Source organism: Pseudomonas tehranensis (assembly GCF_014268615.1).
Classification (GTDB): Bacteria; Pseudomonadota; Gammaproteobacteria; order Pseudomonadales; family Pseudomonadaceae; genus Aquipseudomonas; species Aquipseudomonas tehranensis.
In genome coordinates, this window is record NZ_JABWQV010000059.1 from 1 (window position 1) to 23,790 (window position 23,790).

29 protein-coding genes are annotated in these 23,790 nt (G+C 60.4%); 11 read left to right on the plus strand and 18 right to left on the minus strand.

Annotated features, from left to right (window positions below):
- Window positions 1–43 precede the first annotated feature (43 nt).
- The 10 genes from hisC to HU811_RS11890 form a co-directional block, all read right to left on the minus strand.
- Window positions 44–1,096, minus strand: coding sequence for a histidinol-phosphate transaminase (gene hisC, locus HU811_RS11845; protein ID WP_186656020.1), 1,053 nt, complete (start codon window positions 1,094–1,096; stop codon window positions 44–46).
- A 2-nt stretch (window positions 1,097–1,098) separates the two neighbouring features.
- The gene (gene hisD / locus HU811_RS11850; RefSeq protein WP_186656024.1) at window positions 1,099–2,424 is read right to left on the minus strand and encodes a histidinol dehydrogenase; all 1,326 of its coding nucleotides are present in this window, start codon (window positions 2,422–2,424) and stop codon (window positions 1,099–1,101) included.
- 123 nt (window positions 2,425–2,547) lie between these two features.
- Window positions 2,548–3,183, minus strand: a complete 636-nt coding sequence (hisG, locus tag HU811_RS11855; protein ID WP_047228656.1) for an ATP phosphoribosyltransferase — start codon at window positions 3,181–3,183, stop codon at window positions 2,548–2,550.
- A 129-nt stretch (window positions 3,184–3,312) separates the two neighbouring features.
- Window positions 3,313–4,578: a UDP-N-acetylglucosamine 1-carboxyvinyltransferase gene (gene murA, locus HU811_RS11860; RefSeq protein ID WP_092394064.1), complete on the minus strand. Its 1,266-nt coding sequence runs from the start codon at window positions 4,576–4,578 to the stop codon at window positions 3,313–3,315.
- 22 nt (window positions 4,579–4,600) lie between these two features.
- A complete protein-coding gene (locus tag HU811_RS11865) occupies window positions 4,601–4,840 on the minus strand; it encodes a BolA family protein (RefSeq protein WP_047228657.1) in 240 nt (79 codons plus the stop codon).
- Window positions 4,841–4,954: 114 nt separating this feature from the next.
- Window positions 4,955–5,272: an STAS domain-containing protein gene (locus HU811_RS11870; RefSeq protein WP_186656026.1), complete on the minus strand. Its 318-nt coding sequence runs from the start codon at window positions 5,270–5,272 to the stop codon at window positions 4,955–4,957.
- Entirely contained in the window at window positions 5,269–5,922 is a 654-nt protein-coding gene (locus HU811_RS11875; RefSeq protein WP_186656028.1) for an MlaC/ttg2D family ABC transporter substrate-binding protein, read from the minus strand. The genes HU811_RS11870 and HU811_RS11875 overlap by 4 nt, the downstream gene beginning before the upstream one ends.
- Before the next feature lie 11 nt (window positions 5,923–5,933).
- On the minus strand, window positions 5,934–6,401 hold the full coding sequence (mlaD, locus tag HU811_RS11880) for an outer membrane lipid asymmetry maintenance protein MlaD (RefSeq protein ID WP_047228660.1): 468 nt from the start codon (window positions 6,399–6,401) through the stop codon (window positions 5,934–5,936).
- Entirely contained in the window at window positions 6,401–7,198 is a 798-nt protein-coding gene (mlaE, locus tag HU811_RS11885) for a lipid asymmetry maintenance ABC transporter permease subunit MlaE (protein WP_092394073.1), read from the minus strand. Before mlaE ends, mlaD begins: the two co-directional genes overlap by 1 nt.
- Window positions 7,198–8,007, minus strand: coding sequence for an ATP-binding cassette domain-containing protein (locus HU811_RS11890; RefSeq protein WP_092394076.1), 810 nt, complete (start codon window positions 8,005–8,007; stop codon window positions 7,198–7,200). The genes mlaE and HU811_RS11890 overlap by 1 nt, the downstream gene beginning before the upstream one ends.
- A gap of 274 nt (window positions 8,008–8,281) precedes the next feature.
- Here HU811_RS11890 and HU811_RS11895 point away from each other — a divergent pair, with 274 nt between their 5' ends.
- The 10 genes from HU811_RS11895 to HU811_RS11940 all read left to right on the plus strand — a co-directional run bounded on the left by HU811_RS11895 (window position 8,282) and on the right by HU811_RS11940 (window position 15,287).
- Complete coding sequence (locus HU811_RS11895; RefSeq protein ID WP_092394079.1) at window positions 8,282–9,256, plus strand: KpsF/GutQ family sugar-phosphate isomerase; 975 nt, start codon at window positions 8,282–8,284, stop codon at window positions 9,254–9,256.
- Entirely contained in the window at window positions 9,256–9,780 is a 525-nt protein-coding gene (locus HU811_RS11900; RefSeq protein ID WP_092394083.1) for a KdsC family phosphatase, read from the plus strand. The genes HU811_RS11895 and HU811_RS11900 overlap by 1 nt, the downstream gene beginning before the upstream one ends.
- 7 nt (window positions 9,781–9,787) lie before the next feature.
- Window positions 9,788–10,360: an LPS export ABC transporter periplasmic protein LptC gene (gene lptC, locus HU811_RS11905; RefSeq protein WP_186656030.1), complete on the plus strand. Its 573-nt coding sequence runs from the start codon at window positions 9,788–9,790 to the stop codon at window positions 10,358–10,360.
- Entirely contained in the window at window positions 10,347–10,895 is a 549-nt protein-coding gene (lptA, locus tag HU811_RS11910) for a lipopolysaccharide transport periplasmic protein LptA (protein WP_047228666.1), read from the plus strand. Before lptC ends, lptA begins: the two co-directional genes overlap by 14 nt.
- Window positions 10,895–11,620 carry an LPS export ABC transporter ATP-binding protein gene (gene lptB, locus HU811_RS11915; protein WP_047228667.1) on the plus strand — a complete coding sequence of 242 codons (726 nt, stop codon included), beginning with the start codon at window positions 10,895–10,897 and terminating at the stop codon, window positions 11,618–11,620. Before lptA ends, lptB begins: the two co-directional genes overlap by 1 nt.
- Before the next feature lie 163 nt (window positions 11,621–11,783).
- Window positions 11,784–13,277 carry an RNA polymerase factor sigma-54 gene (locus HU811_RS11920; RefSeq protein WP_047228668.1) on the plus strand — a complete coding sequence of 498 codons (1,494 nt, stop codon included), beginning with the start codon at window positions 11,784–11,786 and terminating at the stop codon, window positions 13,275–13,277.
- A 76-nt stretch (window positions 13,278–13,353) separates the two neighbouring features.
- Complete coding sequence (gene hpf / locus HU811_RS11925; protein WP_047228669.1) at window positions 13,354–13,662, plus strand: ribosome hibernation-promoting factor, HPF/YfiA family; 309 nt, start codon at window positions 13,354–13,356, stop codon at window positions 13,660–13,662.
- A gap of 12 nt (window positions 13,663–13,674) precedes the next feature.
- Window positions 13,675–14,139 (plus strand): PTS IIA-like nitrogen regulatory protein PtsN, encoded by a 465-nt coding sequence (ptsN, locus tag HU811_RS11930; protein WP_047228670.1) that lies wholly within the window; start codon window positions 13,675–13,677, stop codon window positions 14,137–14,139.
- A gap of 2 nt (window positions 14,140–14,141) precedes the next feature.
- Entirely contained in the window at window positions 14,142–14,999 is an 858-nt protein-coding gene (rapZ, locus tag HU811_RS11935) for an RNase adapter RapZ (RefSeq protein WP_047228671.1), read from the plus strand.
- A 15-nt stretch (window positions 15,000–15,014) separates the two neighbouring features.
- Window positions 15,015–15,287 carry an HPr family phosphocarrier protein gene (locus HU811_RS11940; protein ID WP_186656032.1) on the plus strand — a complete coding sequence of 91 codons (273 nt, stop codon included), beginning with the start codon at window positions 15,015–15,017 and terminating at the stop codon, window positions 15,285–15,287.
- Between the two features lie 44 nt (window positions 15,288–15,331).
- Here the strand turns inward: HU811_RS11940 and HU811_RS11945 are convergent, their stop codons facing one another.
- The 6 genes from HU811_RS11945 to pmbA form a co-directional block, all read right to left on the minus strand.
- Window positions 15,332–16,222: a ZIP family metal transporter gene (locus HU811_RS11945; protein WP_092456086.1), complete on the minus strand. Its 891-nt coding sequence runs from the start codon at window positions 16,220–16,222 to the stop codon at window positions 15,332–15,334.
- A 28-nt stretch (window positions 16,223–16,250) separates the two neighbouring features.
- Complete coding sequence (locus HU811_RS11950; RefSeq protein ID WP_186656034.1) at window positions 16,251–16,862, minus strand: superoxide dismutase; 612 nt, start codon at window positions 16,860–16,862, stop codon at window positions 16,251–16,253.
- A 2-nt stretch (window positions 16,863–16,864) separates the two neighbouring features.
- On the minus strand, window positions 16,865–17,305 hold the full coding sequence (locus tag HU811_RS11955; RefSeq protein ID WP_092456082.1) for a DUF2753 family protein: 441 nt from the start codon (window positions 17,303–17,305) through the stop codon (window positions 16,865–16,867).
- Window positions 17,306–17,332: 27 nt separating this feature from the next.
- Window positions 17,333–18,709 carry a class II fumarate hydratase gene (locus HU811_RS11960; RefSeq protein WP_092456080.1) on the minus strand — a complete coding sequence of 459 codons (1,377 nt, stop codon included), beginning with the start codon at window positions 18,707–18,709 and terminating at the stop codon, window positions 17,333–17,335.
- Window positions 18,702–19,097 carry a FagA protein gene (locus HU811_RS11965; protein ID WP_092394109.1) on the minus strand — a complete coding sequence of 132 codons (396 nt, stop codon included), beginning with the start codon at window positions 19,095–19,097 and terminating at the stop codon, window positions 18,702–18,704. Before HU811_RS11965 ends, HU811_RS11960 begins: the two co-directional genes overlap by 8 nt.
- A 142-nt stretch (window positions 19,098–19,239) precedes the next feature.
- On the minus strand, window positions 19,240–20,586 hold the full coding sequence (gene pmbA, locus HU811_RS11970) for a metalloprotease PmbA (RefSeq protein WP_092456077.1): 1,347 nt from the start codon (window positions 20,584–20,586) through the stop codon (window positions 19,240–19,242).
- Window positions 20,587–20,739: 153 nt separating this feature from the next.
- On the opposite strand from pmbA, the gene yjgA reads away from it, so the two are divergent.
- Window positions 20,740–21,264 carry a ribosome biogenesis factor YjgA gene (gene yjgA, locus HU811_RS11975; RefSeq protein WP_186656036.1) on the plus strand — a complete coding sequence of 175 codons (525 nt, stop codon included), beginning with the start codon at window positions 20,740–20,742 and terminating at the stop codon, window positions 21,262–21,264.
- Window positions 21,265–21,422: 158 nt separating this feature from the next.
- Here the strand turns inward: yjgA and tldD are convergent, their stop codons facing one another.
- The gene (gene tldD / locus HU811_RS11980; RefSeq protein ID WP_186656038.1) at window positions 21,423–22,865 is read right to left on the minus strand and encodes a metalloprotease TldD; all 1,443 of its coding nucleotides are present in this window, start codon (window positions 22,863–22,865) and stop codon (window positions 21,423–21,425) included.
- A gap of 5 nt (window positions 22,866–22,870) precedes the next feature.
- Window positions 22,871–23,734 carry a carbon-nitrogen hydrolase family protein gene (locus HU811_RS11985; RefSeq protein ID WP_092394121.1) on the minus strand — a complete coding sequence of 288 codons (864 nt, stop codon included), beginning with the start codon at window positions 23,732–23,734 and terminating at the stop codon, window positions 22,871–22,873.
- Between the last annotated feature and the right edge of the window lie 56 nt (window positions 23,735–23,790).

Consider the following 23,790-nt stretch of genomic DNA (forward strand, 5'->3'; position numbering starts at 1 on the left):
ATCGCGGGCAAGCCTTGCTCCCACAGGGATTTTCACCGGGCTTTTAGAGTTCGCCGAGGGCGTCGACCAACGCCTGGTTCTGCTCCGGCGTACCAATGCTGATCCGCAGGAACTGGGCAATCCGTTCCTGCTTGAAGTGCCGCACGATCACGCCCTGCTCGCGCAATTTCGCCGCCAGCCCTGCCGCATCGTGCCGGGGGTGACGGGCGAAGATGAAGTTGGCCGCCGAAGGCAACACGTCAAAGCCCTTGGCCTGCAACTGCGCCACCACCCATTCACGGTGCTCGATGACCAACCGGCAGGTCTGCTCGAAATACTCCCGATCGTCGAACGCCGCCGCGCCCCCGACATTCGCCAGACGATCCAGCGGGTAGGAGTTGAAGCTGTTCTTGATCCGCTCCAGGGCTTCGATCAAGTCCGGATGGCCCACCGCCAGGCCCACCCGCAACCCTGCCAATGAGCGGGACTTGGACAGGGTCTGGGTGACCAGCAGGTTCGGATAGCGGTCCACCAGACTGATGGCTGTCTCGCCTCCGAAGTCGATATAGGCTTCATCGACCACCACCACCGAGTCCGGGCTAGCCTTGAGGATCTGCTCGACCGCTTCCAGGGCCAACAGGCAACCGGTTGGGGCATTCGGGTTGGGAAAGATGATCCCGCCGTTTGGTTTGGCATAGTCCGCCGGGTCGATCTGGAACTGCGCGTCCAGCGGCACCGCGTCGAACTGGATGCCGTACAACCCGCAATACACCGGATAGAAGCTGTAGCTGATATCCGGGAACAACAGCGGCTGATCGTGTTGCAACAGGCCGTGGAAAATGTGCGCCAGCACTTCGTCCGACCCATTGCCTAGGAACACCTGATTGCTTTGCACACCGTAATAGCGGGCCACGGCGTTTTTCAGCAGATCGCTGTTGGGATCCGGGTACAGGCGCAGGTTGTCGTTCAGCTCGGTTTGCATCGCCGCCAGGGCCTTGGGCGATGGGCCGTAGGGGTTCTCGTTGGTGTTGAGCTTGACCAGGCGGGTCAGCTTCGGCTGTTCACCCGGCACGTAAGGCACCAGGTTCTTGACGAACGGGCTCCAGAATTTACTCATGTTCAGTCTCCTTGCTTGTCGTCAAGAATGCGGTATTCGGCACTGCGGGCGTGGGCGCTCAGCGACTCGCCACGGGCCAGCACCGAAGCGGTCTTGCCCAGTTCGGACGCACCTTGCTCGGAGCAGAAGATGATCGACGAACGTTTCTGGAAGTCATACACCCCCAGCGGCGACGAGAAACGCGCCGTACCGGAAGTCGGCAACACGTGGTTGGGACCTGCGCAGTAGTCGCCCAGGGCTTCGCTGGTGTGGCGGCCCATGAAGATCGCACCGGCGTGGCGGATCTGCGGCAGCCAGGCTTGCGGGTCAGCGACCGACAACTCCAGGTGCTCCGGCGCGATGCGGTTGGCAACCTCGATAGCCTGCTCCATGTCCTTGACCTTGATCAGCGCGCCGCGACCGTTGATCGAGGTGCTGATGATCTCGGCGCGCTCCATGGTCGGCAGCAACTTATCGATGCTGGCGGCCACTTTGTCGAGGAACTCGGCGTCCGGGCTGACCAGGATCGCCTGGGCGTCTTCGTCGTGCTCGGCCTGGGAAAACAGATCCATGGCGATCCAGTCCGGGTCGGTCTGGCCATCGCACACCACCAGGATCTCCGACGGGCCGGCGATCATATCGATACCGACCTGACCGAACACATGACGCTTGGCGGTGGCGACATAGATGTTGCCAGGACCCACCACCTTGTCGACCCGCGGCACACTCTCGGTGCCATAGGCCAGAGCCGCCACGGCCTGGGCGCCGCCGATGGTGAACACCCGGTCCACGCCTGCGATGCAGGCGGCGGCCAGCACCAGTTCGTTGATTTCACCGCGTGGGGTCGGCACCACCATGACCACTTCGGTCACACCGGCGACCTTGGCCGGAATGGCGTTCATCAACACCGAGGACGGATACGACGCCTTGCCACCCGGCACGTACAAGCCGGCGCGGTCCAGCGGCGTGACCTTTTGACCCAGCACCGTGCCGTCGGCTTCGGTGTAGCTCCAGGAATCCTGTTTCTGCCTCTCGTGATAGTCGCGCACCCGCGATGCGGCTTTTTCCAGAGCTTCGCGCTGCGGCACGGTGATCCGGGTCAGGGCCAGCTCCAGACGCTCGCGCGGCAGGATCAGGTCAGCCATGGACGCCACTTGCAGGCCATCGAATTTCTGGGTGAACTCCACCAAAGCTGCGTCGCCACGCTCGCGCACAGCCTTGATGATGTCCAGCACCCGCTGATTGACCGAGTCATCAGACACACTTTCCCAGCTCAGCAGATGATCCAGATGATGCGCAAAATCCGGATCGGCAGCGTTGAGTCGGCGAATCGAAGTGGGAGCGGTCATAGCGAGGGCCTCATTAATGGCAAATGCTCAGGCGCCCTAAGCTACCAGTCCATTCGCGTGGGCACCTGAGAAAATTGGCTATGACACGGATAGACGGGCGCGACTCAAGGTCGCGCAGGTGAGTCAGCCGCGGTGTCGCGATTCCACTGCCTTGCGCAGGGTATCGATCAGAGCCTGGATACGGGCGTGCTGCATTTTCATCGAAGCCTTGTTGACGATCAGCCGGGAGGTGATGTCAGCGATGAAATCCTGGGGTTCCAGGCCATTGGCCCGCAGAGTGTTGCCGGTGTCGACCACATCGATGATCTTGTCCGCCAGGCCGATCAGCGGCGCCAGCTCCATCGAACCGTACAACTTGATGATGTCGACCTGACGGCCCTGCTCGGCGTAATAACGCTTGGCAATGTTGACGAACTTGGTCGCCACCCGCAAACGCCCTTTGGGCTCTGGCGCGCCGACTTTGCCGGCGGTCATCAGCTTGCAGCGGGCGATCCGCAGGTCCAGGGGCTCGTACAGGCCCTGGCCGCCGTATTCCATCAGCACGTCCTTACCGGCGACGCCCAGGTCGGCGGCGCCATGTTCAACGTAAGTCGGAACATCGGTGGCGCGCACGATCAGCAAGCGTACATCGGCTTGAGTCGTGGGAATGATCAGCTTGCGGCTCTTGTCCGGATTCTCGGTCGGCACGATGCCCGCTTCAGCCAGAAGCGGCAAGGTGTCATCAAGGATGCGGCCCTTGGACAGTGCAATGGTCAACATGGGAAACGTCAGTCCTTATCAAGGTACTCATGCCCGGTCGCAAGCGGCGCCGGACACACATCGAGGGTGTTACCACCCTCGACCTGAAACGAAATCAACAGGCGCGTCCCTGCGCCCATGCAGCCGGACCTAGCCCGGTACGCGGCGGATCTTGGCGCCAAGCATCTGCAGTTTCTCTTCGATGCACTCGTAACCACGGTCGATGTGGTAGATACGGTCGATCAGGGTGTCGCCTTCGGCAACCAGGGCCGAAATCACCAGGCTGGCCGAAGCCCGCAGGTCGGTGGCCATCACTGGCGCGCCCTTGAGTTTCTCAGTACCGGTCACGATGGCGGTGTTGCCTTCGACCTGGATCTTGGCACCCATGCGGTGCAGTTCGTACACATGCATGAAGCGGTTTTCGAAGATCGTTTCGATGACCGCACCGGTGCCTTCGGCAATGGCATTGAGGGAGATGAACTGCGCCTGCATGTCCGTCGGGAACGCCGGGTACGGGGCGGTCCGCACGTTGACGGCTTTAGGCCGTTTGCCGTGCATGTTCACTTCGATCCAGTCTTCGCCGCAGGTGACTTCGGCACCGGCTTCCTTGAGTTTCTCCAGGACGGCTTCAAGGATGGTCGGATCGGTGTCCTTGACCTTGACGCGGCCACCGGTGACAGCAGCAGCCACCAGGTAGGTGCCGGTTTCGATCCGGTCCGGCATCACTTTGTAAGTGGCCGAATGCAGGCGCTCGACACCATCGATGGTGATGGTATCGGTGCCGGCGCCGCTGATCTTGGCACCCATGGCGATCAGGAAGTTGGCGAGATCGACCACTTCAGGCTCACGGGCAGCGTTTTGCAATACGCTGCGACCGCGGGCCAGTGCGGCCGCCATCATGATGTTCTCGGTACCGGTCACACTGACGGTATCGAAGAAGAAGTGAGCCCCGCGCAGACCGCCTTCAGGCGCCTTGGCCTTGATGTAGCCGCCCTCGACGTCGATCACCGCACCCATGGCTTCCAGGCCGCGGATATGCAGGTCCACCGGACGCGAGCCGATGGCGCAACCACCTGGCAAGGCAACTTCGGCTTCACCGAAACGGGCCACCATCGGTCCCAGTACCAGAATCGACGCACGCATGGTTTTCACCAATTCGTACGGGGCGATCAGGGTCTTGATGGTGCGCGGGTCGATCTCGACGCTGAGCTTTTCGTCGATCACCGGTTCAATGCCCATGCGACCGAACAGCTCGATCATGGTGGTGATGTCGTGCAGGTGCGGCAGGTTCGCCACGGTCACCGGGCCATCGCACAGCAACGTTGCGGCCAGGATCGGCAGGGCGGAGTTCTTTGCCCCGGAGATGCGGATTTCGCCATCAAGACGAACGCCGCCGGTAATAATCAGTTTATCCATAAGAATCTCGACGCCCTTGGGCTCAGGTGCGCTCGGCCCAGGCCGCGCGGCTGAAAAATTTCATAGTGACCGCATGGATGCTGCCATCGGCGATCCACGGGTTCAAATGGGCATAGATCTGCTGCTGACGCTTCACCGGGCTCAACGCCGCCAGTTCATCGCTGATCACGTTCAGCTGAAAGTTGCAGCCTTCGCCCTCAACTTCAATGACAGTTTCGGGCAGCTTTCCTTCAAGGAAGCTCTTCACTTCTACGGCCTGCATGCTCAACCTCTATCGGCGCCCTGTGCGCACGGGTCGCACATCATACAAAAAAGCCCCGCGCCTGCGAACCCCGCGAAGCAGGACTCTGACGGGGGGCTTTTTCAGGGATGTGGGTCAGGAGTGCACCAATAGCTCGGTCAGTTCGCTGACCTGGGCTATTTCGCGCATGTCTTCGGGCATCCCACGGATGCTCCATGCCTTGCCGGCGGCCTCGGCGTCACGCACAAAGCACAGCAGCAGGGACAAGCCAACACTGCTGGACTTCTGCACCGCCGAGCAGTCAATCACCAGTTCTGCAGCGCCAGCGGAGCCGATCAGCGCCCGCCCCTGCTTGCGCAGTGCCGGACCGGTGCGATAGTCCAGCACGCCACTGAGCAACAGCTCGCCGGATTCGCCCAGACGAACGGCCGACTCACTCGCCAACTCACTCATTGCGCCTGCTTCTCTTGAGCATCCTGGGCAACTTCCTTGGCCTTGGCGACTTCACCGGCCCAACCGTCGATGGTTTTGTCCAGATCATTGCCGTTGTGCTGCATCGCATCCGCGAACTGATCGCGGAACAGCTTGCCAATGTTGATGCCATTGATGATCACGTTACGCACCTTCCACTCGCCGTTGATTTTCTCGAGTGTGTAGGACACAGGGTAGATGGCGCCGTTATTGCCCTTGACCTGCATATCGACGCTGGTGCGGTTGCCGCTTTCGTCCTTGGCCGGCGAAACGGTGATGCCCTGGTTGTTGTATTCGAGCAAGGCGTTGCCATAGAACTGCATCAGGCTGCGTTTGAAGTTTTCCTGGAAGCGCGTCATCTGCGCCGGGGTCGCCTTGCGCGAGTACTTGACGGTCATGATGCTTCGGGAAATACCGTCGGCATCCACCACGGGACCGACGATGCCGTTCAGCGCGTCGTAGAACGCCCCCGGATCCTGCTTGTATTTCTCTTTGTTCGCGGCCAGGTCTGCCAGCAACCGGGTGGTTGTGTCCTGGATGATTTCATGGGCCGAAGGCGCGGCCACGGCGTTGGCCATCAGCGGCAGCGCCGCGAGCAGCACCAACAGGCTACGTCGCAAGATAGAGATCATTCAAAAGCTCCTCATTTGGCGTCTTTGCTAACGGTATTGAGCAGGAATTTACCGATCAGGTCCTCGAGCACCAGTGACGACTGCGTATCGTGGATGGTCCCGCCATCCTTGAGCAAAGCTTCTTCACCGCCCACGCTGATGCCGATGTATTTCTCGCCCAGCAGCCCAGCAGTGAGGATCGATGCAGTGGAGTCAGTCGGCAGGTTATCCACGCGCTTTTCCAGCTGCAGCGTCACCCGACCGGTGAAACTGTCGCGGTCCAGATCGATTGCCGTGACCTTGCCGATGGTTACACCGGCCATGGTCACTTTGGCTCTGACCGTCAAACCGGCGATATTGTCAAAATAAGCATAAAGTTTATAAGTGTCGGTGCTTGCGGTCGGCGCCAGGCCACTGACCCGCAGGGCCAACAACAGCAAAGCCAGGATGCCAGCCAGCAAGAAAAGGCCGACACCGATTTCCAGGGTGCGGTTTTGCATCAGAAATCTCCAAACATCAAGGCGGTCAGAATAAAGTCAAGGCCCAGGACCGCCAGCGAGGCGTACACCACGGTCTTGGTTGTGGCACGGCTGATCCCCTCTGACGTGGGCTCACAGTCATAGCCTTGAAACACGGCGATCCAGGTCACCACGAAAGCGAATACGGCACTTTTGATCACACCGTTGAGCACGTCATCGAGAAAATCGACGCTGTTCTGCATGTTGGACCAGTAGGAACCTTCATAGACACCCAGCCAGTCGACAGCCACCCACGAGCCGCCCCAGATCCCCACGACGCTGAAAATGATCGCCAGCACCGGCAGGGAAATGAAACCGGCCCACAGGCGCGGGGCAATGATGTATTTGAGTGGGTCGACACCGATCATTTCCAGACTGGACAACTGCTCGGTGGACTTCATGTTACCGATTTCGGCCGTCAGCGCCGAACCGGCACGCCCGGCAAACAGCAACGCGGTCACCACAGGCCCTAGTTCGCGCAACAATGTCAGCGCGACCATCTGTCCAACCGCCTGCTCCGAACCGTAGCTGGACAAGATGTTGAACCCCTGCAGCGCCAGGACCATACCGATGAAGATCCCGGAGACCACAATGATCACCAGGGACATCACGCCCACCGAGTGCAGTTGCTTCACCAGCAGGCCAAAACCACCACCCGTCGAGTTACGCCCAAGCAGGGCATGCATCAGAAACAGCGAGGAACGGCCAAGCACTGCCACCACATCGATGCCGGAACGACCAAACAGGCGAACTCTTTCTATCAGTGATTTCTTGCGCATCAGCGCTTCCCCAGCAGATCGGTGCGGTAATCCGTGGCCGGAAAATGGAACGCCACAGGCCCGTCCGGATCACCCTTCATGAATTGACGAATGCGCGGGCTGTCCGAGGCCTTCAATTCCTGGGGCGTACCCTGCCCCAGCACCTGGCCGTCGCCGATCACGTAGATGTAGTCCGCAATGCTGGCGGTTTCGGCCAAATCGTGGGACACCACAATGCTGGTAATACCCAGCGCATCGTTGAGCAGGCGAATCAGGCGCACCAGCACGCCCATGGCAATCGGGTCCTGGCCAACGAAGGGTTCGTCATACATGAGGATCTTCGGATCAAGGGCAATCGCCCGGGCCAGGGCGACGCGGCGCTTCATGCCACCGGACAGTTCGTCCGGCATCAAGTCCAGGGCACCACGCAGCCCGACCGCCTGCAATTTGAGCAGGACAATGTCGCGAATCATCTCTTCCGGCAGGTCGGTATGGACCCGCAAGGGGAATGCCACATTCTCGAACACATCAAGATCGGTGAACAACGCGCCGCTCTGGAACAGCACGCCCATGTGCTTGCGCGCATCGAACAGATCGCTGCGCGACAGCTTTGGAAGATTCTGTCCATTGACCCAGACTTCGCCGGCACTGGGGCGCAACTGTGCGCCCATCAGCCGCAACAGCGTGGTCTTGCCGCACCCGGAAGGTCCCATGATGCCGGTGACCTTGCCGCGGGGAATGCGGATATCGATGTCATTGAAAATGCTGCGCGTCCCTCGCTTGAAGGACAATCCCTTCAGCTCGACCGCGTAGGCGTTGTCGGCACTCATCTAAACTCCTTGCGATGCAGCCTCACATCCGAATGCCCTGGCCCACCGACAAACGCCGGACTGCCGGGCACCCGAACCGGCGGCGAACTATATCACTGCAACTGTCGCGCGCCCAAGGGTTACCCCCCTCCCGTTAAGGGTGGATTAAGGTGAAAGTCCCGGCTTCAGGGCGAACCTTGTGAGGTGTTCGCACAAAGCATGACGAACTAACGTGAGGGAATTGTTCATTGCCGCTATAATCGCCGCCTTTTCATCGGGCTATACGATTTCTGACATGAGCCAATCCAGCGATCTGATTCAATCGGCACAACGTACCATTCGCCTCGAGCTCGAAGCCGTACAAGGCTTGCTGCCCCATATCGACGCTGATTTCGTACGCGCCTGCGAGATGATTCTGGCCAGCAAGGGCCGGGTGGTCGTGGTCGGCATGGGCAAGTCCGGGCATATTGGCAACAAGATTGCGGCCACCCTGGCCAGCACAGGAACCACGGCATTTTTTGTCCACCCGGCCGAAGCCAGCCATGGCGACATGGGCATGATCACCCGGGACGATGTCATCCTGGCCCTGTCCAATTCCGGCTCCACCAATGAGATCATTACCCTGCTGCCGCTGATCAAACGCCTGGGCATTCAGATGATCAGCATCACCGGCAACCCGGATTCGCCCTTGGCCAAGGCCGCCGAAGTGAACCTCAACGTGCATGTCGAGCACGAGGCCTGCCCGTTGAACCTGGCGCCGACCTCCTCCACGACCGCCGCCCTGGTCATGGGCGACGCCCTGGCCGTTGCCCTGCTGGAGGCCAGGGGCTTTACTGCTGAAGACTTCGCTTTCTCGCACCCCGGCGGCGCCCTGGGCCGTCGCCTGCTGCTGAAAGTCGAAAACGTGATGCATGCAGGCCAGGAGCTGCCGCAAGTACAACGCGGCACGCTGCTCAAGGATGCGCTCATGGAAATGACCCGCAAGGGCCTGGGCATGACGGTCATTCTCGAAGCCGACGGCAAACTTGCCGGGATCTTCACCGACGGAGACCTGCGCCGCACCCTGGACCGCGCCATCGATATTCGCCGCGCGACCATCGACGAAGTCATGACCCTCCACGGCAAGACCGCTCGCGCCGACATGCTGGCCGCCGAAGCCTTGAAAATCATGGAAGACCATAGAATCAACGCACTGGTGGTGGTGGACAGCGAGGACCGTCCGATCGGCGCCTTCAACCTGTCCGACCTGCTGCGCGCTGGAGTAATGTGATGACTACCGACCTGCTGCTACGAGGCAAGAACATCAAGCTCGCCGTGTTCGACGTCGATGGTGTTCTGACTGACGGCCGTCTTTATTTCCTCGAAGACGGCAGCGAATTCAAGACCTTCAACACCCTCGACGGCCAAGGCATCAAGATGCTGATGGCCGCCGGCGTGCAGACCGCCATCATCAGCGGCCGCAAGACCCCGGTGGTCGAGCGGCGCGCGAAGAACCTCGGGATTCCCCACCTTTATCAGGGACGCGAAGATAAACTGGTGGTGCTGGACGAGCTTCTGGGCCAACTCAACCTAAGCTATGAACAGGTCGCCTACCTCGGTGACGACCTGCCGGACCTGCCGGTGATTCGTCGGGTCGGCCTGGGCATGGCGGTGGCCAACGCGGCCGGCTTCGTGCGTGAGCACGCCCACGGCATCACCACGGCACGGGGCGGCGAAGGCGCCGCCCGTGAATTCTGTGAACTGATCTTGCGCGCCCAAGGCCGCCTTGAAGCGGCCAACGCCGCGTACCTGTGAGCCATTTATGCTAAGCAAGAAAATTCGCACCATCGTGGTGTTCAGCTGCATCGCAGCGATTTTCGCGGCGGTGGGCTATTGGAACATCAGCCCCGAACGCTTCCTCGACCGCCCCGCGGTCAAGGTCCAGGAAAATGATATCGACTGGTATGCAACCAATACGCATACCTTGCAATATCTGCCCGATGGCAAAGTGCAGTATGAAATGACGTCCGACAAGGTCGACCACGTCAAGGCCAGCGAGATCACGCTGGTCACCAAGCCAGACCTGAACATCTTCAGGGGCACCGAGTTTCCGTGGCACGTGCAAAGCGAGCGCGCCGAAGTCAATCCTGACGGCACCGAAGTGGAACTGATTGATTCGGTACGCATCGCCCGGACCGATGAGAAAGACCGTACGACCATCATTACCAGCAGTCGTATGACAGTCTTCCCGCAGCGAGAATATGCGCAGACCGAGCAACCCGTTAGAATCGACGGCGCCGGTGGTGTATCGACCGGCACGGGAATGAAAGCGTATTTGAAGGAAAGCAGGATACACCTGCTATCGAACGTAAGAGGACAGTATGAAGCTCGCTAAAACCCTCCCTATTTTGCTCAGTCTGGGCGCAGCACTGGGAAGCGCGAGCGCCTGGGCCCTCCCCACCGACCGCGACCAGCCTATCCGCATCCAGGCCGACGACGCCCAACTGGACGACAAGAACGGTGTCGCCACTTACAAAGGTGACGTGATCATCACCCAGGGCTCGATGAAGGTCACCGGCAATACCGTGACCATCACCCGTACCCAGTCCGGCGATATCGACGTCGTCACCTCGGTGGGCAACCTGGCCTACTTCGAACAGATGCAAACCGCGGGTGACACCAAGCCAGTTCAAGGCTATGGGGTCACCATTCAGTACCACGCCGCCAAAGACCGCGTCGTGCTGATCGATCGCGCCAAGGTCATCGACAAGGACGGCAACACCACCCAGGGCGAGAAAATCGTCTACGACACGAACAAAAAGCTGGCCAGCGCCGGTCGTGCCACTGGCAGCAAGGTCACCGAGCAGCGCCCACGGATCGACATGGTCATCCAACCGAAAAAGAAAACCGACGAGCAGAAGGCCCAGTAATGGCAACTCTGAAAGCTCAGCACCTGGCCAAGAGCTACAAGAGCCGCCAAGTCGTGCGTGATGTCAGCCTGTCCATCGACAGCGGCCAGATCGTCGGCCTGCTCGGCCCCAACGGCGCAGGCAAGACCACCTGTTTCTACATGATCGTCGGCCTGGTTCAGGCCGATCAGGGCCGCGTCCTGATCGACGATCTGGACGTCAGCCACCAGCCGATGCATGGCCGGGCGAAGGCCGGTATCGGCTATCTGCCGCAAGAAGCGTCGATCTTCCGCAAACTGTCGGTTGCCGACAACATCATGGCGATTCTCGAGACCCGCAAGGAACTCGACAAGGCCGGTCGCCGCCAGGAACTGGAAAGCCTGCTGCAGGAATTCCACATCAGCCACATCCGCGACAACCTGGGCATGAGCCTGTCCGGTGGCGAACGGCGCCGTGTGGAAATCGCCCGCGCCCTGGCCACCGCACCGAAATTCATCCTGCTGGACGAACCATTCGCTGGCGTGGACCCGATTTCGGTCGGCGACATCAAGCAGATCATCCACCATCTCAAGGCCAAGGGCATCGGCGTATTGATCACCGACCACAACGTACGCGAAACGCTGGATATCTGTGAAACCGCCTATATCGTCAATGATGGCCAGTTGATTGCCGAAGGCGACTCCGCGACCATCCTGGCCAATGAACTGGTCAAGGAAGTGTATTTGGGCCATGAGTTCCGCCTGTAAGCGAAAAGTGTCTGGTCAATCACCTCGGCGTCGCTAATTTTATTGCGTGACGCCCTAGGCAAACACTTCAGTTTCAGGCATATAATTTGCTTAAGTTTGGCGCTTCGGCGCCCTGTAGTGGATGGCGCATGTGCGCCGGCGAATAAGGTGTTAAGCCCCAGCCATGAAACCATCGCTAGTCTTGAGAATGGGCCAGCAGCTGACGATGACACCGCAGCTGCAACAGGCCATCCGCCTGCTCCAATTGTCGACCCTGGACCTGCAACAGGAAATCCAGGAGGCCCTGGAGTCCAATCCGATGCTCGAACGCCAGGAAGAAGGCGACGACTTCGACAACACCGATCCGCTGGCCGATAACGTCGAGCAAAAGACCAACACCGAAATCCCGGAACCGTCCTACCAGGAAACCGCCCCGACGGTGGATAACCTGGAGGATGGCGAATGGAACGAACGCATCCCCAACGATCTGCCCGTGGATACTGCCTGGGAAGACGTCTACCAAACCAGCGCCAGCAGCCTGCCCAGCAGCGATGACGACGAGTGGGACTTCACCACCCGCACCTCCACCGGCGAAAGCCTGCAGAGCCACTTGCTGTGGCAACTGAACCTGGCGCCGATGTCCGATACCGATCGTCTGATTGCCGTAACCCTGATCGACTGCATCAACAATCAGGGCTACCTGGACGAAACGCTTGAAGAAATCCTTGAGGCCTTTGACCCCGAACTGGACATTGAGCTGGATGAAATCGAAGCCGTCCTGCACCGCATCCAGCAGTTCGAACCGGCCGGCATCGGTGCTCGCAACCTGGGCGAGTGCCTGTTGCTGCAACTGCGCCAGTTGCCCGCCAAGACGCCTTGGCTGGCCGAAGCCAAGCGACTGGTCACCGATTACATCGACTTGCTGGGCGGTCGCGACTACAGCCAGTTGATGCGTCGCATGAAGCTCAAGGAAGATGAACTGCGCCAGGTGATCGAGCTGGTCCAGAGCCTCAACCCGCGCCCAGGCTCGCAGATCGAGTCCACTGAACCCGAGTACGTGGTTCCCGACGTGATCGTGCGCAAGCACAACGACCGCTGGCTGGTGGAACTGAACCAGGAATCGGTGCCCAAGCTGCGGGTCAACGCTCAGTACGCCGGTTTCGTAAAGCGCGCGGACACCAGCGCCGACAACACCTTCATGCGCAACCAGTTGCAGGAAGCGCGCTGGTTCATCAAGAGCCTGCAAAGCCGCAACGAAACCCTGATGAAAGTGGCCACCCAGATCGTCGAGCATCAGCGCGGCTTCCTGGAGTACGGCGACGAAGCCATGAAGCCGTTGGTCCTGCACGACATTGCCGAGGCAGTGGGCATGCACGAGTCCACCATTTCACGGGTGACCACCCAGAAATTCATGCATACCCCGCGGGGCATCTATGAACTGAAATACTTTTTCTCCAGCCACGTCAGCACCTCCGAAGGCGGTGAATGCTCGTCCACAGCCATCCGCGCGATCATCAAAAAACTGGTGGCCGCGGAAAATCAGAAAAAGCCGTTGAGTGACAGCAAGATCGCTGGTTTACTGGAGGCACAAGGCATTCAGGTGGCCCGCCGTACCGTCGCTAAATACCGTGAATCCCTCGGGATCGCACCTTCGAGCGAACGCAAGCGGTTGATGTAACAGGCCACGCCACAGCGTTCCAGTGGCAGGCATTTCTGCCTGCCGCTTTATGCACTGGCAACGAAGGAGAAGCTGTATGCAAGTCAACATCAGTGGACACCAACTGGAAGTGACCGAACCTCTTCGCGAATACATCGGCGAAAAACTCGAACGATTGGAGAGGCATTTCGACAAGATCACCAACGTGCAAGTCACGATGAACGTCGAGAAGCTGCTGCAGAAAATCGAAGCCACGTTGCATATCCCCGGCGGAGAGGTGGTTGCCAATGCTGCGCATGAAGACATGTATGCCGCGATTGACCTGCTGACCGACAAGCTGGATCGCCAACTCAAAAAGCATAAGGAAAAGACCCAGAGCCTCCTCCAGGGCGCGACAGGTCGTTAACCCCCCTAATCCATGATCCGACTAGAATCCATCCTGACCCCCGGCCGTTCCCAGGTGAACGTGCCGGGTGGCAGCAAAAAGAAAGCCCTCGAACAAATTGCCAACCTGATCCACCGCGAGGTGCCGGATCTGGAAATGCAGGACGTCTTCGAGGCCCTGTTTGCCCGTGAAAAACTGGGCTCCACCGGCTTTGGCAACGGTATCGCCATTCCCCATTGTCGCCTCAAGGCCTGTACAGCGCCGATCAGTGCGCTGCTGCACCTTGAAGCCCCCATAGATTTCGACGCCATCGACGGCGCACCGGTCGACCTGCTGTTTGTACTGCTGGTACCGGAAGCGGCGACCGATGCGCACCTTGAGCTGCTGCGCCAGATCGCCAGCATGCTGGACCGCAAGGAAGTGCGCGAGAAATTGCGCAGCGCGCCGAGCAACGAAGCCTTGTATCAGGTTGTCCTGGACGAGCAGAACGGTCATTAAACATGCGCATGATCATTGTCAGCGGACGCTCCGGCTCCGGTAAAAGCACGGCGCTTAACGTGCTTGAGGACAGCGGCTACTACTGCATCGACAACCTGCCGGCCGGCCTGCTGCCGGAACTGGCCGAGCGCGCCCTGATCCATACCGAACTGGCGCAACCGCTGGTGGCGGTCTCCATCGATGCACGTAATCTGCCGAGCCACCTGTCGCGGTTTCCGGAACTGCTGGCAGAAGTGCGTAATCGGCACATCCAGTGCGACGTGCTGTATCTGGATGCCGATGAGGAGACGCTGCTCAAGCGTTTCTCCGAAACCCGTCGGCGTCATCCCCTGAGCAACGCAAGCCGCTCCCTGGCCGAAGCCATCCATGACGAGAGTCAGTTGCTGGGGCCGATCGCCGACTTGGCGGACCTGAAGGTCAATACCACCCACCTGAACCTGTATCAACTGCGCGACACCATCAAGTTGCGCCTGCTGAACCAGCCGGAGCCAGGTACGGCATTTCTGGTGGAGTCGTTCGGTTTCAAGCGCGGAATGCCGGTAGACGCCGACCTGGTGTTCGATGTGCGCTGCCTGCCCAATCCTTATTGGAAACCGGAGCTGCGCGAACAATCGGGGCTCGACCAGCCGGTGATCGACTACCTGGCCGCCCAGCCGGATGTCGAGGAAATGTACCAGGACATCTCCAGCTACCTGCTCAAATGGCTGCCGCGCTTTGCCGCGAGCAACCGCGCCTACGTCACGATTGCCATTGGCTGTACCGGTGGCCATCACCGCTCCGTCTACCTGACCGAACGTTTGGGTCAGCTCCTGCAACAGTCCCTGAAGAACGTCCAGGTTCGCCACCGCGACCTCAGCTAAAGGATTCACATCGCGATGCCTGCTCTGGAAATTGAAATCATCAACAAGCTGGGCTTGCATGCCCGCGCGTCAGCCAAGTTCGTCGGTGTGGCAGGTCAGTTTCCTTGTGAGATCAGCGTCGGCCGCGACCCCGAGAAAATGATCAACGGTAAAAGCATCATGGCGATGATGATGCTAGCCGCCGGCCAAGGCACTAAGATCCACCTGAAAACCGAAGGCGATCAGGAGCAACAAGCGCTGGATGCGCTGGTGGCGCTGATCAACAACTACTTCGACGAAGGTGAGTAACCCCTGTGGCGGGGAGCTTGCTCCCTCGCCACACAGGCATTGCGTCACGCCAAGGCGGTATCCATCACCATCATCAGACAAAACCCCACCAGCAATCCCAGGCTCGCCAGCTTGTCGTAGCCATGACGGCGTGACTCGGGAATCACCTCATGGGTGACCACCAGCAGCATCGCCCCTGCCGCAAGCGCCAACCCCAGGGGCAATAACATCTCGGCCAAGCTCACCAGCCAGGCGCACAACAGCGCGAAGACTGGCTCGACCAGCCCGGACGCGGCGCCAATGGCGAACGCCTTGAGCCGCGACATGCCCGCGGCAGCCAGCACCAGCGCAATCACCAACCCCTCAGGCACATCCTGCAAAGCGATACCCATCGCCAGGCTGTCGGCATCAGGCATGCCGCCGCCCGCCGATACGCCGACGGCCATCCCTTCAGGAATGTTGTGGGCCACGATGGCGAATACAAACAGCCAGATCCGCGGTGCGATAATTGGACGTCCGGGCACCTCGACCAGCCTTTCGGGACTGGCTGACACTTTGCGGTCCACCAGATATAGCCCGAATGCCCCCAGCAGGATTCCAAAGCTGATCAGACCACTGGCCGCCCAAGGCGTGAGCCCCAATTGTTCGGCTGCGGCAATGCCCGGCACAATCAACGAAAATGCCGTGGCGGCCAGCATCACTCCGGCACCGAAGCCCAGCAGCGAATCGCTCACAGCCTGGGGCATGCGCCGGATAACCAGCACCGGCACGGCGCCCAATGCGGTGCCCAAGGCACAAAGGCCACCGCCCTGGAGCGCACGCAGCAGTTTCGGCTCCAGATCAAGCCACGCCAGCCCCTGAGCCGCGAGCAACGTCATCCCTGCCAACAGCAACAGCGACCCCAAGGCATAACGGAACAACCGTGCGCTAGCTATCGCCAGTATTTGAGTATCCATAATCAGCCTTGGATTGTTTTTATGAAGTTCAGGCAAGGGCTGCCTGGTAACGGCGTGCTACTTCCTGCCAGTTGATCACGTTGTAGAAAGCGTTGATGTATTCAGGTCGACGGTTCTGATACAGCAGGTAATAGGCGTGCTCCCACACGTCCAAGCCTAGAATCGGCGTATGGCCGCTCATCAACGGGCTGTCCTGATTGCCGCTGCTTTCCACCACCAGCGTCTTTTGCGGGGTCACACTCAACCAGGCCCAACCACTGCCGAAACGGGTCAGCGCCGCTTTGGTGAAAGCCTCCTTGAATCGTTCGAGCCCCCCCAGTTGCGCCTCGATCGCTGCCGCCAGAGCGCCCTCGGGTTGACCGCCGCCTTGGGGCGACATGACCTCCCAAAACAACGAATGATTGGCATGCCCGCCCCCCTGGTTGATCACCGCCCCCCTCAGGCTTTGCGGCAACTGCTCCACCCTGGACAGCAGCGTTTCGACAGACCACTCGGCGTATTCGGTGCCGTCCACGGCAGCGTTGAGATTGTTGATGTAAGTCTGGTGATGCTTGGTGTAATGGATTTCCATGGTTTGCGCATCGATGTGCGGCTCCAGGGCATCGTAGGCGTAAGGCAATGCAGGTAAAGTAAAAGCCATTTTCAATGAACTCCAAAATGAACAGGGGCGTTGCGCTGCCGGAGTGAAGCGGCATCGCAATGCAGCAGGCGTTGGGTGCGTGGGTATTCGCCATGCTCGCTGATGAAACTCAGCAGTTCGACGTAAGTCTTGTGGCTGTGACGCATCGCGGCCGCGCGCAGAGCGGGGGCAAGACGCTCGTCTTGCATGGCCTGCAACAGGCGCTGATGGATGGCACACAAGTACTCGGCACTCTCCTCCGGTTGGTTCAGACGCAAGTGCAGGTCCGCCAGGTTGTGATGGGAGACGACGCAGGCGGCGACCGCTTCATCGGCGTCAGCCCAGCGCTCAAACAACACTTGGGCCAGGGCCAGCGCTTGCAGATAGCCTTCGCGGGCGTCCACCAGTTCACCTAGCATGAAACAGCGATTGGCCCGTTCGATCGTGCGTTTCCAGTGCTCCATGATGAGTACCTCCACAAAGGTGTCGGGTTACACACCGCCGGCGGTGAGCTTTTCCGGGTCCAGCAGGACCTCAAGTTCGCTTCGCGACAGGTCGGTGTGCTCCAGGGCGACATCGATGACCGGGCGGCCCTGCTGATAGGCCTTCTTGGCAATCTCAGCAGCCTTCTGATAACCGATGATCGGGTTCAACGCCGTGACCAGGATCGGGTTGCGCGACAGCGCCTCCTTGAGCCTGGCCTCGTTGACCTTGAATGTGGCGATGGCTTTGTCGGCCAGCAGTCGGCTGACGGTGGACATCAGGGCGATACTGTTCAGCAGGTTCTGGGCGATGATCGGCAGCATCACGTTCAGCTCGAAGTTGCCAGACTGACCGGCGACGGTGATCACCGTGTCGTTGCCAATCACCTGGGCCGCGACCATCGCGGTAGCTTCAGGAATGACCGGATTGACTTTGCCGGGCATGATCGAGGAGCCAGGCTGCAGACCTTCGAGCTCGATCTCTCCCAGGCCCGCCAGCGGCCCGGAGTTCATCCAGCGCAGGTCGTTGGCGATTTTCATCAGCGACACCGCTGTGGTCTTCAACTGACCGGAGACCGCCACTGCGGTGTCCTGGGAACCGATCAATGCGAACAGATTCTTGCCCGGGGTGAATTGCACCTGAGTCAGTTGCGTCAGTTGCTGGCTGAACAGCTCGGCAAAGCGTGGATGAGCATTGACCCCAGTGCCGACCGCCGTCCCCCCCTGGGCCAGGGATTGCAGACTGGGCAACAAGGCTTGCAGATGCTCGACATTGGCTTTGAGCTGTTGTGCCCACCCCTCCAGCACCTGGCTCAAACGCACGGGCATGGCATCCATCAGGTGAGTGCGACCCGTCTTGATGAATGGGTGGACTTGCTCAGCCTTGCGTTCGATCACCTGTACCAGGTGCGTCAGCGCCGGCAGCAATTGCTCATGCAAGGCCAACGCAGCACTGACGTGAATACTGGTGGGAATGATGTCGTTGCTGCTCTGGCCGCAATTAACGTGATCATTCGGGTTGACCGGCTCACCCAGCAGACGGCTGGCCAGCGTCGCGATCACCTCGTTGGCGTTCATGTTGGAGCTGGTGCCGGAACCGGTCTGGAAGATATCCACAGGGAAATGCTCCATGAAGTTGCCTTCGAGCAACCCCTGCGCCGCATCGACAATGGCCTTACCCTGAGCCGCGCTGATTTGCTCCAGCTCCACGTTCGCCCGAGCGGCGGCGGCCTTGGCCAGGATCAGGGCGCGAATGAACTGCGCCGGCATGCGTTGGCCGCTGACAGGAAAATTATCCACGGCGCGCTGGGTCTGCGCACCGTAGAGGGCCCCCATCGGGACCTGCAGTTCGCCCATGCTGTCGCGCTCAATACGGGTATTACTCATCAGGGAATCCTTGCACCAGTTCATTAAGAGGGATTGATGGCTCCAGGGCGCAGGTCGCCAGCGCCCAGGCATGGCTCTGCCAGCGCTTGAGGCGGCAACGGCAAAGCGATTGTTGTTCGAGGTCGCGCAGTGGACGCCACGCCTGGTCGATACACAGCGTGCGCCAGTGCCAGGGCAGCGCCGTGTCGGAGGCCGTATCGAGCAGCAAACGAAACGCTGTTTCGGCGACCATCCACGGCGAAGTGGCGGTGCAGCAGGCCAGATAGCGGCCTTCGGCCAGGTAGTGTTCGATTAGCCGCGGCTCGTCAGGGCTCATCGCACAGCGGATCTGACGACTCATCCAGCGCCAGCTTTCAAGATAGGGTTGTTCGTGCAGGGCGACACTCATGACCGGGGCTCACTCGGCGAATGAGATTCATTATTAGATGATAATAAGACGCAACACAAGAGTTGCGAGCACCCTGGAGGTCATGAACAAAAAAGGCGCGGCATCCCATGGATGACGCGCCTTCTTTTGTGGCGATGGGAAATCAGCTTCCGGCCACGGTCATCCGCTCGATCAGGACCGAGCCGGTACGGATATTACTGCGCAGCTCCAGGTCGTTCCCTACCGCCAGAATCTGCTTGAACATATCGCGCATGTTACCGGCGATGGTGACTTCCTGGACCGCAAACTGAATTTCACCGTTCTCGACCCAGAACCCCGCCGCGCCACGGGAATAGTCTCCGGTGACCATGTTCAGGCCGTGGCCCATCAGCTCCGTCACCAGCAGGCCACGGCCCATACGACGCAGCAAAGCCGCCTGATCCTCTTCACCATGGGTCACGAAAAGGTTGTGCACGCCACCGGCATTGGCGGTGCTGGGCATGCCGAGCTTGCGACCCGAATAAGTGCCGAGAATATAGGACACCAGTTCGCCATTCTCCACGAATGGCTTGGCGTAGGTGGCCAGGCCGTCGCCGTCGAAGGCCGAGCTGCCCATGGCTTGCATCAGGTGCGGACGCTCATCGATGGTCATCCATTCCGGGAACAGTTTCTGTCCAAGCGCGCCTTCAAGAAACGATGATTTGCGATACAAATTGCCGCCGGACACCGCCGACAGGAAACTGCCGAACAACCCACCGGCCAGCTCGGCGGCAAACAGCACCGGCACTTCACAGGTCGGCACCGGCCGCGCGCCCAAGCGACTGGCCGCCCGCTGCGCGGCTTTACGGCCAATACTCACCGGGTCCGCGAGCCGATTGCCCTGGCGGTTCACGTCATACCAGTAGTCGCGCTGCATCTGGCCGTCGGCTTCAGCGATCATGACGCAACTGAGGCTGTGCCGGGTCGACGCATAACCGCCGATAAAACCGTGGCTGTTACCGTATACACGACAGCCTTGATGAGTATTGAGGGTCGTGCCGTCGGCGTTTTTGATCCGCGGGTCGGCGTCGAAGGCCGCCGCCTCACAACGCAACGCCTGCTCGATAGCTTGTTCCGGGGTGATGTCCCAAGCGTGGAACAGGTCGAAGTCTCGCAGTTCCTTGCACATCAGCGCGGCGTCGGCCAGGCCCGAAGCCTCGTCTTCAGAGGTGTGCTTGGCTATCGCCAGCGCCGCAGCCACCGTTTCACGAATGGCGTCAGGACCACTGGCCGACGTGCTGGCCGAGCCCTTGCGCTGGCCGGCGTACAAAGTGATGCCGAATCCCTGGTCGCGATTGAATTCGACGGTCTCCACCTCGCGCTGGCGAACCGATGTCGACAGACCTTGTTCCAGAGAGACCGCCACCTCACACGCACTGGCGCCCTGTCGCTTGGCTTCGGCGAGGATCTGCTCGACTTGTTCCTGCAGTGCCGGCAATGCTTGCGGGCCGACGCTCTGAACTGCACTCATGGTGTTCTCCACTCAAATTCTGCTTTCGGTTAAGACTTTGTACATAAAGTGCCTGCGCGACTTTTTGTACAAACCCTTGGTCTTCGAGCGACCGGGCCGGACAAGCGGCCCCCGACTGGTTATCATGGCGGCGTTTCTTTGCGGACTGCCACCATGGTTGATTCTTACGACGACTCCCTCTACGAGGGTGAAAAAAGCAAATCCCAGGTCAAACGCGAGCTGCATGCTCTGGTTGACCTCGGCGAGCGCCTGACAACACTCAAGCCTGACTTGCTGGCCAAACTGCCTCTGACCGACGCCTTGCGCCGGGCCCTGGCCGATGCGCCCAAGCACACCGCGAATATCGCGCGTAAACGGCACCTGCAATTCATCGGCAAACTGATGCGCGACCAGGACACTGACGCCATTCTGGTTCTGCTCGATCAACTCGATGCCTCCACCCGGCAGTACAACGAACGTTTCCATGGCCTGGAACGCTGGCGCGATCGCCTGATCGCAGGCGATGACGGCGTGCTGGAAAGATTCGTCATCGACTACCCGGAGGCTGACCGTCAGCAATTGCGCTCCCTGATCCGTCAGGCCCAGCACGAACTGGCGCATAACAAGCCACCGGCCTCGAGCCGCAAAATCTTCAAATACATTCGTGAGCTGGACGAGACCCAACGCGGCCTGCGCTGATTGTTCACTGGCTCACCAATCCCTTGCCGGGGTAACAATTACTGTGGCGAGGGAGCTTGCTCCCGCTGGGCTACGCAGTAGCCCCAATGCGGTCGCTGCGCAACCGAGCGGGAGCAAGCTCCCTCGCCACGGGGATTCATGCAAGCCCCCGAATATTTTCATGCGCCCGTGCCACCCACGGTAATCGCATCGATCTTCAAGGTCGGCTGACCGACACCCACCGGCACCGATTGCCCGTCCTTGCCGCACGTCCCCACGCCGCTGTCCAGCGCCAGATCGTTACCGACCATCGACACCTTGCTCATCGCCTCCGGCCCGTTGCCGATCAGGGTCGCGCCCTTGACCGGCGCAGTGATCTTGCCGTCTTCGATCAGGTAAGCCTCACTGGTGGAAAACACGAATTTGCCGCTGGTGATGTCCACCTGGCCGCCGCCGAGGTTGGCGCAGTAAATGCCCTTTTTCACCGAAGCGATTATTTCCGCCGGATCGCTCTGGCCACCCAGCATGTAGGTGTTGGTCATGCGCGGCATCGGCAGATGTGCGTAAGACTCGCGGCGACCATTGCCGGTACGGGCCACGCCCATCAGGCGAGCGTTGAGCTTGTCTTGCATGTAACCCTTGAGCACGCCGTTCTCGATCAGGGTGGTGCATTCGGTCGGGGTGCCTTCATCGTCAACGCTCAGGGAGCCGCGACGCCCGGCCAGGGTGCCATCATCGACGATGGTGCAGAGTTTCGAAGCAACCATTTCGCCCATGCGGCCGCTGTAGGCCGAGCTGCCCTTACGGTTGAAGTCGCCTTCCAGACCGTGTCCCACCGCTTCGTGCAGTAGCACACCGGACCAGCCGGAGCCCAGCACCACCGGCAACGTGCCGGCCGGCGCCGGGATCGCTTCAAGGTTGACCAGGGCCTGGCGCAGCGCTTCTCGGGCGTAACCCATGGCGCGGTCTTCGCTGAGGAAATAACGGTAATCGGTGCGCCCGCCGCCGCCATGGCCGCCGCGCTCGCGACGACCGTTCTGCTCGACGATCACACTGACATTGAAACGCACCAGAGGCCGGACGTCAGCCGCCAGACCGCCGTCGGTGGACGCCACCAGGATCCGCTCCCAGACCCCGGCCATGCTCACCGATACTTGCTGGATGCGTGGATCAAGGGCGCGAGTGGCGACGTCGATGCGCTTGAGCAGCTCGACCTTTTCGGCGCGGCTCATGACTTCCAGCGGGTTGTCCGGCGCATACAACTGCGTCACTTCCTGGCTACTGAAGGCCTGTACCCTGCCGTTCTGCCCGGCCCGGGAAATCGAACGAGCGGCACGGGCTGCGGCACCCAGTGCTTCAAGGGTGATGGCGTTGCTATAGGCAAAGCCGGTCTTTTCCCCGGACTGGGCACGCACGCCCACGCCCTGGTCAAGATTGAAACTGCCCTCCTTGACGATGCCGTCTTCCAGCGACCAGGACTCGGATATCTGCCCCTGGAAATACAGGTCGGCTGCATCGATGCCCGGGCCGGCCAGGTCGCCCAGCACCCCTTGCAGGCTTTCCAGGGTGACGCCACCGGGGGCTAGAAGGTGTTCACTGACTGAGGATAACAACCCGCTCATATGTTCTACGCCTTGAATTCGTCGTCTTGGACAGGCCGCTGTCGAGCGCCCTGCGAGAAAAAGCGCCGATGGCTAGCCACCGGCATACGCGCCCGGATGGACGCCTGTTCGCTGCTGTCGCGCTCGGCCAGCAAAACGGCCTCGCCTTGATCCTGTTGCGCCAGCACACGGCCCCACGGGTCGACTATCGCTGCATGGCCAAAGGTTTCCCGTGGCCCTGGATGCAGCCCACCCTGAGCGGCGGCCAGCACATAACACTGGGTCTCGATAGCCCGGGCGCGAATCAACACCTCCCAATGGGCGGCACCGGTCACGGCGGTAAACGCCGAGGGCGCGGTGATCAATTCAGCCCCGGCGGCACGGAGCTCGCTGTAGAGCTCCGGGAAACGCAAGTCATAACAAACCGACAGGCCAACCCGCCCTACGGGTGTATCGGCCACCACCACGTTGTAGCCATAAGCATAGTCATCAGACTCGCGATAACGGCCGCGATTGTCCGCCACATCCACATCGAACAGGTGCAGCTTGTCGTAGCGCGCGACGATCTGGCCCTGATCGTCGATCAGCAACGAACAGGCATGCACCCTGGCGTCCGGTTGGTCCACCGGCGGCAACGGCAGCGTGCCGGCCACAATCCATAACTTGAGGTCACGGGCGGTCTGTTTCAACCAGGGCAGGATCGGTCCCTGACCAAAGGCCTCGGCACGACCGATGTCCGCCACATCCCGCCGGCCCATGGCCGCGAAGTTTTCAGGCAGCACCGCCAGCCTTGCGCCGCCAGCGGCGGCCTGCTCCAGCAGCACACGAGCGCGAGCCAGATTGGCGAGCACATCGCTTTGGCTGACCATTTGAATCACTGCCACTGGCATGGTGCTTCCCCGTTGCTTGGTAGTGCCCTCTGTGGGAGCGAGCCTGCTCGCGATTG